The sequence below is a fragment of the Allopusillimonas soli genome (assembly GCF_004153445.1).
In the GTDB taxonomy this organism is placed as follows: domain Bacteria; phylum Pseudomonadota; class Gammaproteobacteria; order Burkholderiales; family Burkholderiaceae_B; genus Allopusillimonas; species Allopusillimonas soli.
Genome location: NZ_SDQC01000007.1, coordinates 109,165 through 121,125, shown reverse-complemented (window position 1 = coordinate 121,125; position 11,961 = coordinate 109,165). Strand labels below are relative to the sequence as shown.

The window sequence follows — 11,961 nt, the reverse complement described above, 5'->3', positions numbered from 1 at the left end:
CAGGACCGTGAAACGCCTTAGCGCCGATGATAGTGGACAGCTCGTCTGTGAAAGTAGGACATCGTCAGGCTCTTATTGCCAAAACCCCCGTGCCCAACCGGCTCGGGGGTTTTTTATTGCCACACGCCCGCTGCGGCGCCCCCGCGCCTGGCCGGCTGCGACGGTGAGGTGCAGGCGCGCTCCTCCCCCCAGGCGCAGACGCGAACCCAAACCCTAAACGCACACGACAGGCAATACCCACTGCGGGCACTACAATACAAATCCCGATAACAAAGACAAGGAGACAAGTCATGCGGATATCGATGGCAGTTGGCCTGATCTTCGCGGCGCCCGCTTTGGTCAATGCGCAATCCGCCGGTAGTCCTGTGGATACACTTGCGCATGTCATGGAAAGCAAAACATTGCGCGTCTGCACACCTGGCGATTATCGCCCCTTCAGCTATCACAATGACGATGACAGCTACGAAGGGCTGGATATTGATCTGATGCGGGATCTTGCGGATACGCTTGGCGCACAGGCGGTGTTTGTGAAGACCACCTGGAAGAATCTCATGGATGATTTCACATCCGGTAAATGCGATGCCGGCGCAGGAGGCATTTCTGTGACACTCGAGCGGCAGAAGCAGGCATACTTCAGCGCGCCGTATATGGTCAATGGCAAGACGCCTATTACGCTGTGCTCCAACGTAAAAAAATTCCAGACCATCGAGGATATAAACAAGCCCGATGTGCGTGTGGTCTACAACCCCGGAGGCAGCAACGAGAAGTTTGCAACCACCAGGCTGAGCAAGGCGCATCTCACCCAGCATGAGAACAATATTGGCATTTTCAAGGAAGTCGCCGAAGGGCGTGCCGATGTGTTCGTGACCGAGGCTGCCGAAGCCAAGGTGCAGAGCAAGCGTGACCCGCGTCTTTGCGCCGTGAATCCCGACAAGCCGCTGCAGTACGCCGAAATGGGCTATCTGCTTCCTCAGGGGGACATGCGTTTCAAGCTGTATGTGGATCAGTGGCTACATCTGAGCAAGGCCAGTGGCGCCTATGCCAAGCTAGCCAACAAATGGGTACCGCAATGAGATAGCGCGACCGATGCCGGCGTGACCCCAGGCGCATGCTATTCGCTTGCTTTCTTTACGTAGGGAATTGCCTCGTCTATTGTTTCCCATATGAATCGGCCCGATGGCATGCGCTGCTCCTCTGCGATGTGCGATACCAGGCCAGCGGCACGCGATATGACGGCAAAGCCGCGCATCAGGTGGGTGGGAATGCCTATCTCGCCCAATAGCGCCGCCACAGCGCCTGTTGCATTGATGGTGATGTGGCGGCCATAGGTTTCGTCGATGGCCTTGTTGAACGTCAGCAATGCGTTGACGTGGGCCTGCCCTAGTTCCGTTTCCTGCTGCGCAAGTTGTATGAGCTTGATGGAGCGCGGATCATCCGGTTTGTGCAGATGATGCCCAAACCCTGGCAAGGGCTGTTTACGGGCTCGGTAGTCCTGGGCAATTTCGCGTGCCTTGGCATCTATATCGCTGGATGCGAGCAGTTGTTCGAGCAGGGCAGCGCAGTTTTCCATCGTACCCACAAACTGGCTGCCAACTGCCAACAGACCGGCCGAGACCGCGCCTTGAAGGTTCTCGGGCGCGCTCATGTAAATAAGGCGTGTGGCGATAGCGCTGGGCGTGAGACCATGCTCCATCAGGGTAATAAGCACCGCGTCAACAATGCGCAGATCAACGGGACGCGGCCGCCGCCCCATGATCTGCGTAAACATGACGTCGGTAAAGCTGCGCTCGCCGATCAGCTCGTTGACGAGGTCACGATCACGGTAGCTCATGCCTGTAAGGCTGTGCGTACACAATTCGGTGGTGGGCGGCTGGCTTGCTTTGTTCATACAGACTCCTCTTTGCTCATGCTGGTTTCGGGGCGGTCTACTGCTTCCGCCTTGAGCACATTCTTGAGCACCTTGCCCACTGGCGAGCGAGGTAGCGTCCTGAGAATGCGGATATTCTTCGGTGTGTGGACGGGCCCCAGCTTGTCCCTGACAAATGCCTTCAGCTCGTCTTCTGTGGCGGCCCGGCCCGATTTGAACTCTATGGCTGCGGTGACGGCTTCACCCCATTTGTCGTCCTTCACGCCGAATACCGCCGCTTCATGAACAGCGGGGTGTGAGGAAAGCGCATTTTCTACATCGATGGGATATACATTGAAGCCTCCCGTGATGATCACATCGCGTAGGCGCTCCTTCAGGAAGAGAAAACCTCGTTCGTCCAGATAGCCAGCATCGCCGGTAAGCAGCCAGCCGTCGCGTATGGTCTCGTCGGTTTTTTCCGGCAGCTTCCAATAGCCTGTCATGACAAGGTCGCCCCGAATGGCAACGTGGCCGATTTCGACGGGAGGCAATTGCATGCCTTCCGGCGAAAGAATGGCAATATCGGTGAGCCAACTGGCGCGCCCGACGGAGGCAAGGTTGGCCGGCTGGGCCAGATCGTCGGGGCCCAGGCGAGCTGCGATCTGCGGCGCTTCGGTCTGACCATAGGTGGTGGCGATCACCGGCCCGAAGAAGGCTTGTGCCTTGGTGATCTTCTCGGTCGGCATACCTGCGCCACCGTAGATCAGCAGGCGCAGCCTAGGGAAGAATGAGCGATCCAGTCCGGGCTCCGCCATGAGCTTGTAGATCAGTGTTGGCGGCATGAAAGTCATGGTGCCGCCATTCTGAAAGGCGCGGGCGATGTCGTGGGCTGAATTCGACGCGCACAGGACCAAGCGGCCTCCCTGGGCGAGCAGCGGCAGCACATAGGTGCCCGTGCCATGGCTGACCGGCGCGCATATGACAAATTGATCATCGGATGCAATCTGCCAGCCTGCGATCTGGTTGATGATGCCCGCCAGCCAGGCCCGGCTCGGCTGCATGACGCCTTTGGGCAACCCGGTTGTGCCGCCGGTGAACTTGATTGCCTGCGTATCGTCGCGGGACCGGGCATGGCGCACTGGCGCCTGCCCCTTGAAGCGGGCAAACAGTTCGGGAAAGCACGAGAAATGCAGCGCCAGGTTGTCATGCTCACGAACCAGTGCGCTGCCTGCATCGTCAACGATAACAGCACCTGGTTCTATCGCATCCAGGATGCGCTTTATTTCGGATGGCGTGCTTCGGTAATTGAGCGGTACCCATACCTTGCCCGCGGCCATGATGGCCAGCATCGCCACAATGTGCTCCACGCTGTTGGCGGCGCACAGCGCCACGCGCGATCCTGGTGTGGGATCTTTCTGCTGCAGGGCGGCCGCCAGTGCATCCACCTGAGCGATTAGCTCGGTATATGTCAGCTGGCGCTCCGTGGCGGAAATGGCGATACGGTCGCCATGGATCTGGCCGGCCCGGTACAGAAAATCTATGGGTTGCATGGTTATTGGACCTTGATGTTCGACTTTTTCACAACATCCGCCCAAGTTGCAATTTCGGATTGAATGAAATCCGAGAACTGCGTTGAGGAGTTGGGCTGCTCGGGCGCGCTGAAACCGTTCTTTTCATAGGCTTGCTTGATACTCGTGGATTGGAGCACCTTGTTAAGAGCGGTATTCAATGTGTGCACGATTTCGTCGGGTGTGCCGCTGGGCGCGGCCAGTCCGAACCATGAGTGCACCACGAAATCCTTGACGCCGGCTTCCGCGAACGTGGGAACGTCCGGCAACGCTTCGGTGCGCTTTGCCGTGGTCGTGGCCAGTGCGCGCAACTCCCCGGATTTGATATGAGACAGCGATGAAGGCAGGTTGTCAAACATGGAGTCGACCTGACCGCCGATGAGATCGGCCTTGGCCGGGCCGCTGCCGCGGTAGGGGACGTGCAGGATATCCGTACCGGTCCGTATCTTGAACAGCTCGCACGACATGTGTATGGATGAGCCAACGCCCGACGACGCGCAGGTGAGCTTGCCGGGATGGGCTTTGGCATAGTCTATGTATTGGGCGACCGATTTGATCGGGCTTTTGCTGTTAACCACCAGCACGTTGGAAATCATGGCCATCATACCGATCGGCTTGAAATCCTTGACGAAGTCATAGCTGAGATTCTTGTACAGGGCGCGATTGATGGTGTTCGCGATGGTGCCAACATAAAGGGTGTATCCGTCTGTCTTGGATCGCGCGACGTACTCGGCTCCGATATTGCTATTGGCGCCGGCCTTGTTTTCCACGATCACACTCTGGCCGAGCTCCTTGGAAAGCCCCTGGGCCACCAGTCGCGTCAGGATGTCGGTTGCACCGCCTGCGGAGTATCCCACGACAATCGTGAGGGGACGGGAGGGATAGGCATCCGCAGCGCCGGCCGCGCCCGGCAGGAGAGCCGACAGCAACGCGCCGGCCAAACCAAAAGGCAATGCGAAATTTCGGGAAGCGATTTTCATTGATGTCTCCTTTGTCTATAATTTGAACATTTCTATCAAACCACTCAGGGCATACTATTGTGTGTTGTTGCTTTTTCCACAAGCAAATATGTCCATAAAATGAACAAAATCGTGTTGCAATGAATATCAGCAAGGATTTAACGTCAGGGCCGAAAACCTTCGTCCGCGGGCTGCGCGTACTGGAAGCCTTGCGCCAGGCGGGCGAGGGCGGCCTGAAAATCACCGATATCGCGGCCGCAACCGGCATACAGCGCACCACGGTGTATCGCTACCTGGATGTGCTGCTGGACGAGGACTATGCCGTAGCCTCGGAAGATGGGCGCCGGTTCAGGTTCAATGCCAGTCGGTCCGCCGGATCGGCGCTGGATATTTTTGAGCAGACCATAGCGCGTCTGAAGCCGGTCCTGCGCAATATCAGTGCCCAGGCCGGCGACTCCTCCTTCCTGGTATGCAGGGAAAATGGCGACTCGCATTGCGTGCATCGCGAGGTGGGATCCTATCCTCTCCAGGTACTGGCGGTAACCATAGGGCATAGGCAGCCACTGGGCGTGGGGGCAGCCGGCCTGGCGTTGCTGGCCAACCTGCCCGAAGCGGACATCGAGCAGGTGCTGGTCGTCAATCAGGAGATCCTGCCAAGATTTGGCGGGATGTCGACGGCAAAGATGCGGCGCCTGATTGCTTCCACGCTGGAGCGAGGCTGGTCGGCTGTGGGCAACGCCGCTGTTCCCGGTGTGGTGGGGGTGGGCTTGCCGGTGCCGCGACGGGGTGGACACCCTTTGTTTGGCGTCAGTGTCTCCAGTGTCGTGGAGCGCATGAATCTGCAACGCCAGCGTTACATTGTGAATCTGATCCAGCGTGAACTAGCAGCGAGCGGTCTCGAGAACGATTGATCAGGCGCGTTGGGGCGCTTTCATTGGTCTTTGCGTGAGCGCTTCGCAGTTCCGCTAAAATAGTGCGTCCGGCCTGCGCCGAAGCAGCCACTTTTCATACCCGGAGGTTCCTGATGACTGAGGCGATGCCGCCAGAAGACAACAAGGGGTTGTCAATACGCAACCTGACACACCTGCTGTATGGCCTATTTGCTATTGGCTTGCTCAGTGCCGGTTTTTTTGGCATCGCAACCATTGCTGCGGTGGTCCTGGCTTACATCAAGCGTGGCGACACGGCCGGAACAGTGTATGCGGCCCATTTCGACTGGATTATCCGCACCTTCTGGTGGGGCTTGCTCTGGCTTGTTCTCAGCGGGCTGGCCATATTTATTTTTATTGGCTGGCTGACCGGTCTGATCGCGCTGGTATGGATTGTGTATCGCCTGATCAAGGGCTGGCTGGCGCTGGCTTCGGGGCAACCTCCGGTTGCGGAGTATTGATACAGCGCGCCGTGCCTGAGGCGGCGCCATGGCTTGGCGGCCGCGCTACGCGGCCGACCTGCCCGTCGGGCGGGCCTGGCGAGACCAGTGGGTCGGGGCCGGCCTGCACCCGATTGGGCTTTGAGCTTACTTCAGGTGGGCGTTGACCAGCTTGGTCAATTCGAACATGGAAACCTGTTCCTTGCCGAACAAAGGGCGAAGCTTGTCGTCCGCATTGATATTGCGGCGGTTTTTCGGGTCCTGCAAATCATGCTTTTTGATGTAGTCCCAAATTTTCTTGGTGACTTCGGTGCGAGGCACTGCTTCGGGACCAATGACGGCGGCCAGCGTGGCATCGGGCGTCAGCGGTTTCATGAAGGCAGCGTTGGGTTTGCGGGCTGTTTTTGCAGTTGTTGCCATAGAACAGGGCTCCTGACATGATGGGTTGGAAAAATCGTTCTCACGCAGCATAACGTGAGATACGCCGAAAGACAAAACTATTTCTGTACGTAATGAAAACCCGGTTGCATACTGAGTGGAAAACCGGTAAAGGCGGCAATTGCCCCTGGGGAGTGTTGTAGACCATGTACGCAAAGTCTGTTTTCGAGTCGATTCAGTCCTTTCATGACGAGCTGACCGCATTGCGGCGCGACCTGCACGCCAACCCCGAACTGGGCTTTCAGGAGGTCCGTACTTCCGCCATGGTTGCCAATGCCTTGCAGGCGCTTGGCTACATGGTGCATCGCAATATCGGCAAGACGGGTGTGGTAGGCGTGCTCGAAGGCAGGAAAAACACCAGCGGTCGCGCCATAGGCCTGCGGGCGGACATGGATGCGCTCCCCATTCTGGAGCAGGGCGACGTGGCGCACGCCTCGAACAATCTGGGCGTCATGCATGCCTGTGGCCACGACGGGCATACCACGGTGCTGCTGGGTGCGGCGCGCTATCTGGCGGAAACCCGAAACTTCAACGGCAAGGCCGTGCTGATTTTCCAGCCTGCCGAGGAAGGGCTTGGCGGTGCGCAAGCCATGCTCGACGATGGCTTGTTCGACCGCTTTCCGTGCGATGCCATCTATGCACTGCACAATTGGCCTGGCCTTGCCCCGGGTGTTATCGGCGTCAACCCCGGCCCCATGATGGCGGCAGCCGACCACTTCGAGATCACGATCGAAGGCCGCGGCGGCCACGGCGCTCATGCCTACCAGACCAACGACCCTATCGTGATCGCCGCCCAACTCATTACGGCGTTGCAAACCATTGTGTCGCGCAACGTGCCGGCACCCGAGTCCGCGGTTGTGACGGTGGCGGCGGTCAATGCCGGGAATCTCCAGGCCATGAACGTCATTCCCCGCGATGCGCGCATGGTGGGCACTGTGCGCACCTTCAGCCCCGTTGTGCAGGAGCAGGTCATTCAGCGGATGCAGGAGGTGGTGGATGGCATTGCCGCGGCCTTCAAGGCGCGGATAGAGCTGAAGTATCACAAGCTGTTTCCCGCCACCATCAACACCCCCGAGCATGCCCAGTTCGTGGCCGAGGTTGCGGAGGAGCTCTTCGGTGCGGATATGGTGATACCCAACCTGACCCCTTCCATGGGATCGGAGGATTTCTCCGTAATGCTGCAGCATCGCCCGGGCGCCTACTTTCGTCTCGGACAGGGCGGCGCCGAAAGCGGCCGGGTGCTGCATAATGCCATCTTCGACTTCAACGATGCCGTGATTCCAGCCGGCAGCGCGATGTTCTGCCGGCTGGTGGAACGCAGCATGCCTCTGGAAGACTGATTTCCGGCGCATACTCCGGCTGGCGCCAAGACGCATGTGCATCACCTCACCCATTGCATTTCCCTGATCAATGACTGAATCGATATCCTCTCTTACCATCATCCGCCCCGACGACTGGCATCTGCATCTGCGCGACGGGCCGGTGCTTGCCTCCGTCGTGGGTGATAGCGCGCGTCAGTTCGGCCGCGCCATTATCATGCCGAACCTGAAGCCGCCCGTCACGACCACGGCGCAGGCCTTGGCATACCGTGATCGCATTATGGCTGCCCTGGCGGTGGCGGGTGTGGCGGACGGCGCCTTCACACCGCTCATGACGCTTTATCTCACTGACAATACGACGGCTGATGAAATTGCCCGTGCGGTTGATTCGGGGCTGGTGCACGGCGTCAAGCTGTATCCGGCTGGCGCAACCACCAATTCCGATGCGGGCGTCACTGATCTTCTGGGGCGTTGCGGCCAAGCGCTGGATGCCATGCAAAGACTGGGCCTGCCGCTGCTGGTTCATGGAGAGGTAACAGATCCGGATGTGGATCTTTTCGATCGGGAAGCCGTGTTCGTCGAACGGGTAATGACGCCTTTGCGCCAGGCGTATCCGGCGTTGAAAGTGGTGTTCGAACACCTGACGACCCGCGAGGGCGTGGACTATGTGCGTGAAGCCCCAGGGCCTATTGCCGCCACGCTGACCGCGCATCATCTGCTGTACAACCGCAATGCGATGTTCGTTGGCGGTTTGCAGCCGCACTGGTATTGCCTCCCGGTGCTCAAGCGCGAGCGGCATAGGCAAGCCCTGCTGGACGCGGCAACCAGCGGCAGTCCTCGCTTTTTTCTAGGTACCGACAGTGCGCCGCATCCGCGCGGACTCAAGGAAGCCGCCTGTGGCTGTGCGGGCTGCTATACCGCTCTGCACGCCATGGCGCTGTATGCTACAGCCTTTGATGCTGCGGGCCGGCTGGACCAGCTCGAGGCCTTCGCCAGCCGCAATGGGCCGGCGTTTTACGGCTTGCCTGTGAACGACGGCACGCTGACACTGGAGCGCGGAGAATACCGGGTTCCTGAAGAACTGCCCATGGCGAACACAGCCGTGGTACCGCTCGCGGCTGGCGATTCGCTGGCCTGGCGTGTATCCGGCTCCGCCTGATCAGCGTAAGCCGCATCGCGTGGGGTGTGTCGCCTGCCAGCGGATCAACTGGCGGTGCTTGGTTCCCCGCCGCCGAGCCGGGCCGTCTAAATCTAAAGAGAGGACGCCTGCTGCTTTTCTTCCAGTTGCTGCCAGCGGTCGAACAAGGCCTGCAGCTGTTTTTCGGTTTCCGCCACTTCGGCATTGATGCTTTCCACTTCCTGCGGCGCGTCCCTGTACAAACTGCCGTCAGCCAGGCGCGCGGCGAGTTCGGCCTGGTGCTTCTCGAGGGCGGCGATAGCGTCGGGGATGCCTTCCAGTTCGCGCAGTTCCCAGGACGTGATGCGGCTGGTGCGGCCTGTTTTCGCAGGCTTGGCCGCGTCGGCCGGTTTTGAATTGCCAGCGGACTTACGATTTGCGGCTGATGCTGCTCTGGCAGTGGGCTCCGGCGAATCCGTCGGCCGCTGCGCCTGCCATTCGTCATAGCCCCCCACATATTCTCCCCAGCGCCCGTCGGCCTCGGCAGCAAGTGTTTGGGTCACGACATTGTTAAGGAATGCGCGGTCATGGCTGACCAGCAGGACGGTGCCTGTGTAATCCTGCAGCAATTCCTCAAGCAGTTCCAGCGTTTCAATATCCAGATCGTTGGTGGGCTCGTCCAGCACAAGTACATTGGTGGGGCGGGCGAACATGCGGGCCAGGACCAGCCTGGCCCGCTCGCCGCCGGAGAGGCTGCTGACAGGCGAGTGGGCGCGCGCAGGCGGAAAGAGAAAGTCTTCCAGATAGCTCATGACATGCTTGCGCTGGTTGCCGATTTCGACCCATTCGCTGCCGGGATTGATCGTATCCGCGAGGGTGGCGGCCTCGTCGAGCTGGGATCGCATCTGGTCGAAATAGCCTACAGTCAGGTTGGTGCCGAGGCGTACATGCCCTTCATTGGGTTGCAGCTGACCAAGTATGATTCTGAGCAATGTAGTCTTGCCTGCGCCATTGGGGCCGATCACGCCGATTCTGTCGCCCCGCATGATAAGTGTGGAAAGGTCGCGGATCAACGTCCGCGCGCCGTAGCCGTGTGTCACGTGCTGCAGTTCGGCCACAAGCTTTCCGGAGCGCTGGCCCTCGGCGACTGCGAGGCGGACATTGCCTTGGCGCTCGCGGCGCTCTGCCCGTTCGCGGCGCAATTGCTCCAGCCGCCGCACCCGTCCCTCGTTGCGGGTGCGGCGCGCCTCGATGCCTTTGCGTATCCAGACTTCTTCCTGCGCGAGCAGCTTGTCGAAGCGCGCATTCTGCTGCTGCTCCGCATCCAGGGTCTGGGCCTTGCGTTCCTGCCATTGCGAGAAGTTGCCCGGAAAGCTGAACAGCCTACCCCGGTCCAGTTCCACAATGCGTGTGGTGACGACATCCAGAAAGCGGCGGTCGTGAGTAATCAGAACGACGCTGCAGCGCGCGGCCAGTAGAAGATTTTCGAGCCAGGCGATGCCGTCGAAGTCCAGATGGTTGGTCGGCTCGTCCAGCAACAGCAGATCGGGCTCGTCGGCCACGGCGCGCGCAAGCGCCACGCGTTTGCGTGAGCCACCGGACAGCCCCGCGACCGCCGCTTGGGCATCCAGGCCCAACTGCTCGACCAGGGCATTGACCCGGGCGGGGCGTTGCCAGTCTTCGGTGGCTGTGATATCGCCGCACAGTGCGTCGAATACGGTCAAGGTTTCATCGAGCGCCGGTTCCTGTTCGACCGTAGATACAGTAAGGCCGCCCAGGCGCATGATATCGCCGTCATCGGGCGCGATACTGCCGTTCAGGACCTTGAGCAGCGAGGATTTTCCTGCGCCGTTGCGGCCAATAAGGCCGATGCGCTCGCTTGGTTGTATGGCGAAATCGGCATGGTCCAGCAAAGGATGATGGCCGTAGGCCAGTTGCGCATTGGTAAGGGTGATGAGGGTATTGGCGGCCATGGGAAGGGAGAAAGCGAAATCAAGGCAAGAACGGAGAGCCGGGCGCCCTGGCACCTGTTGGGATCGGAATGCCGTGGATAGGGCGTGCGCCGGTTCCACCGAGGCATACAGTGTAACGGGGAATCGGCGCTCCCGCGCTACAATGGCAACCGGAGGCAGGCTGGGCAATCGCGACGCCGTTGGCGCCGAGGAAGGTCCGGACTCCACAGGGCAGGGTAGCGGCTAACGGCCGTCCGGCGAGGCATGCGGCAACGCGCCAAGCCGAGGAACAGGGCCACAGAGACGAGTCTGCCGCGAGGGCGTGCCATGGGCGCGCACCGACACGGCCATCTCCGTGTCGCATGGGTGGTGACATCCATGGCGCGGCAGGGTGAAACGCGGCAACCTCTATCCGGAGCAACACCAAATAGGCATGCGCACGGCTCAGGCCGGAAAGGGCGGCCCGTCCAAGCATGCGGGTAGGTGGCTGGAATCGAGCAGCAATGTTCGATCAAGAGGAATGATTGCCCGCCTGGCTTGCCAGGCGTACAGAATCCGGCCTATAGGCCTGTCTCCCATGAATGTGCACACCAGATGCGGGCCGCCGTCAGGTGGCCCGCCGGCTGAGGATGATCCGCTGGCCGGGATCGCGTCTTCCGCTTTCCGGCATATCTTCTATCGGGCGCTTTGCCTTGCGCCGCAAATGGCTGAATGTCAGCAATTGCAAATGGCGAAGGCATACAAATGCAGCCATCAGCCTGAAATTTCTCATAAAGAACTTTGAATAGCCTCTGCAATACATTGATTTATCGATGTATTTTTCTTTTTCCTGTGAGCAAAAACTGTGCTAAGTGCTTGTTGTGATTGAAAAAATTGCAACTTTCAGCTTGACCAGTTGATTTCCTTACCGTAGAGTGGGGAAAAGTAGGATTTTGTGCAAAAAAGTGGGGAAAGAATCTTGTTCCAGGGCAGCAGCGCACTCACACTCGATGCAAAGGGGAGGATATCCATTCCGACCCGGCATCGTGACGCGCTGCTTTCCCAGGTCGAAGGCCGTCTTACCCTCACCCGTCATCCCGATGGCTGCCTGCTCGTCTATCCACGATCGGTATGGGAAAAGAAGCGCGAACAGATCGCCAACTTTCCCATGTCTGCGCGGCCCTTGCAGCGCCTGTTGCTCGGCAACGCGCAGGACGTCGACATGGATGGCTCGGGTCGGATCCTGGTGGCGCCGGAGCTGCGCAACGCCGCCGCCCTGACTCGCGAGGTCATGCTGTTGGGGATGGGAAGCCATTTCGAACTGTGGGACGCCGCCGAATGGGCGCGACGTGAAGCCGAAGACCTTGCCAAGGGCATGCCCGAGGTTCTTGAAGAATTTTCGTTCTGAATTCGT

Annotated in this window: 12 protein-coding genes and 1 other RNA gene; 8 read left to right on the top strand and 5 right to left on the bottom strand. The window is 59.6% G+C overall.

Annotation, left to right across the window (positions count from 1 at the left end; translation table 11 throughout):
• Nucleotides 1-290: 290 nt before the first annotated feature.
• Nucleotides 291-1,073 carry a transporter substrate-binding domain-containing protein gene (locus ERD78_RS18395; RefSeq protein ID WP_129971307.1) on the top strand — a complete coding sequence of 261 codons (783 nt, stop codon included), beginning with the start codon at nucleotides 291-293 and terminating at the stop codon, nucleotides 1,071-1,073.
• 38 nt (nucleotides 1,074-1,111) lie between these two features.
• Here the strand turns inward: ERD78_RS18395 and ERD78_RS18390 are convergent, their stop codons facing one another.
• From ERD78_RS18390 to ERD78_RS18380, 3 genes are read right to left on the bottom strand one after another with little or no spacing between them, the layout of a single operon-like run.
• Nucleotides 1,112-1,888 carry a citryl-CoA lyase gene (locus tag ERD78_RS18390; protein ID WP_129971305.1) on the bottom strand — a complete coding sequence of 259 codons (777 nt, stop codon included), beginning with the start codon at nucleotides 1,886-1,888 and terminating at the stop codon, nucleotides 1,112-1,114.
• Nucleotides 1,885-3,396, bottom strand: coding sequence for a class I adenylate-forming enzyme family protein (locus ERD78_RS18385; protein ID WP_129971303.1), 1,512 nt, complete (start codon nucleotides 3,394-3,396; stop codon nucleotides 1,885-1,887). Before ERD78_RS18385 ends, ERD78_RS18390 begins: the two co-directional genes overlap by 4 nt.
• Before the next feature lie 2 nt (nucleotides 3,397-3,398).
• Nucleotides 3,399-4,394, bottom strand: a complete 996-nt coding sequence (locus ERD78_RS18380; protein ID WP_129971301.1) for a Bug family tripartite tricarboxylate transporter substrate binding protein — start codon at nucleotides 4,392-4,394, stop codon at nucleotides 3,399-3,401.
• A 119-nt stretch (nucleotides 4,395-4,513) separates the two neighbouring features.
• Here ERD78_RS18380 and ERD78_RS18375 point away from each other — a divergent pair, with 119 nt between their 5' ends.
• Both ERD78_RS18375 and ERD78_RS18370 read left to right on the top strand, forming a co-directional pair.
• On the top strand, nucleotides 4,514-5,284 hold the full coding sequence (locus tag ERD78_RS18375) for an IclR family transcriptional regulator (protein WP_129971299.1): 771 nt from the start codon (nucleotides 4,514-4,516) through the stop codon (nucleotides 5,282-5,284).
• Between the two features lie 113 nt (nucleotides 5,285-5,397).
• Nucleotides 5,398-5,763 (top strand): DUF4870 family protein, encoded by a 366-nt coding sequence (locus ERD78_RS18370; RefSeq protein WP_129971297.1) that lies wholly within the window; start codon nucleotides 5,398-5,400, stop codon nucleotides 5,761-5,763.
• Between the two features lie 126 nt (nucleotides 5,764-5,889).
• On the opposite strand, the gene ERD78_RS18365 is transcribed toward ERD78_RS18370, so the two are convergent.
• On the bottom strand, nucleotides 5,890-6,162 hold the full coding sequence (locus tag ERD78_RS18365) for an SWIB/MDM2 domain-containing protein (protein ID WP_129971295.1): 273 nt from the start codon (nucleotides 6,160-6,162) through the stop codon (nucleotides 5,890-5,892).
• A 164-nt stretch (nucleotides 6,163-6,326) separates the two neighbouring features.
• On the opposite strand from ERD78_RS18365, the gene ERD78_RS18360 reads away from it, so the two are divergent.
• Nucleotides 6,327-7,520 carry a M20 aminoacylase family protein gene (locus tag ERD78_RS18360; RefSeq protein WP_129971293.1) on the top strand — a complete coding sequence of 398 codons (1,194 nt, stop codon included), beginning with the start codon at nucleotides 6,327-6,329 and terminating at the stop codon, nucleotides 7,518-7,520.
• A 70-nt stretch (nucleotides 7,521-7,590) separates the two neighbouring features.
• Nucleotides 7,591-8,658, top strand: a complete 1,068-nt coding sequence (gene pyrC, locus ERD78_RS18355; protein WP_129971291.1) for a dihydroorotase — start codon at nucleotides 7,591-7,593, stop codon at nucleotides 8,656-8,658.
• Nucleotides 8,659-8,750: 92 nt separating this feature from the next.
• On the opposite strand, the gene ERD78_RS18350 is transcribed toward pyrC, so the two are convergent.
• Nucleotides 8,751-10,589 (bottom strand): ATP-binding cassette domain-containing protein, encoded by a 1,839-nt coding sequence (locus tag ERD78_RS18350; protein WP_129971289.1) that lies wholly within the window; start codon nucleotides 10,587-10,589, stop codon nucleotides 8,751-8,753.
• A 152-nt stretch (nucleotides 10,590-10,741) separates the two neighbouring features.
• On the opposite strand from ERD78_RS18350, the gene rnpB reads away from it, so the two are divergent.
• The 3 genes from rnpB (at nucleotide 10,742) to mraZ (ending at nucleotide 11,955) form a co-directional block, all read left to right on the top strand.
• Nucleotides 10,742-11,147, top strand: an RNA gene (gene rnpB, locus ERD78_RS18345) — RNase P RNA component class A.
• On the top strand, nucleotides 11,146-11,352 hold the full coding sequence (locus ERD78_RS18340; RefSeq protein WP_129971287.1) for a hypothetical protein: 207 nt from the start codon (nucleotides 11,146-11,148) through the stop codon (nucleotides 11,350-11,352). Before rnpB ends, ERD78_RS18340 begins: the two co-directional genes overlap by 2 nt.
• Nucleotides 11,353-11,526: 174 nt before the next feature.
• Nucleotides 11,527-11,955: a division/cell wall cluster transcriptional repressor MraZ gene (mraZ, locus tag ERD78_RS18335; protein ID WP_129971285.1), complete on the top strand. Its 429-nt coding sequence runs from the start codon at nucleotides 11,527-11,529 to the stop codon at nucleotides 11,953-11,955.
• Nucleotides 11,956-11,961 lie beyond the last annotated feature (6 nt).

Coding starts and splice junctions, on each gene's coding strand:
- ERD78_RS18340 (WP_129971287.1), top strand. CDS start 11,146: ATGAATGTGCACACCAGATGCGGGCCGCCGTCAGGTGGCCCGCCGGCT.
- ERD78_RS18365 (WP_129971295.1), bottom strand. CDS start 6,162: ATGGCAACAACTGCAAAAACAGCCCGCAAACCCAACGCTGCCTTCATG.
- ERD78_RS18380 (WP_129971301.1), bottom strand. CDS start 4,394: ATGAAAATCGCTTCCCGAAATTTCGCATTGCCTTTTGGTTTGGCCGGC.
- ERD78_RS18350 (WP_129971289.1), bottom strand. CDS start 10,589: ATGGCCGCCAATACCCTCATCACCCTTACCAATGCGCAACTGGCCTAC.
- ERD78_RS18385 (WP_129971303.1), bottom strand. CDS start 3,396: ATGCAACCCATAGATTTTCTGTACCGGGCCGGCCAGATCCATGGCGAC.
- ERD78_RS18395 (WP_129971307.1), top strand. CDS start 291: ATGCGGATATCGATGGCAGTTGGCCTGATCTTCGCGGCGCCCGCTTTG.
- ERD78_RS18370 (WP_129971297.1), top strand. CDS start 5,398: ATGACTGAGGCGATGCCGCCAGAAGACAACAAGGGGTTGTCAATACGC.
- ERD78_RS18375 (WP_129971299.1), top strand. CDS start 4,514: ATGAATATCAGCAAGGATTTAACGTCAGGGCCGAAAACCTTCGTCCGC.
- ERD78_RS18390 (WP_129971305.1), bottom strand. CDS start 1,888: ATGAACAAAGCAAGCCAGCCGCCCACCACCGAATTGTGTACGCACAGC.
- ERD78_RS18360 (WP_129971293.1), top strand. CDS start 6,327: ATGTACGCAAAGTCTGTTTTCGAGTCGATTCAGTCCTTTCATGACGAG.
- pyrC (WP_129971291.1), top strand. CDS start 7,591: ATGACTGAATCGATATCCTCTCTTACCATCATCCGCCCCGACGACTGG.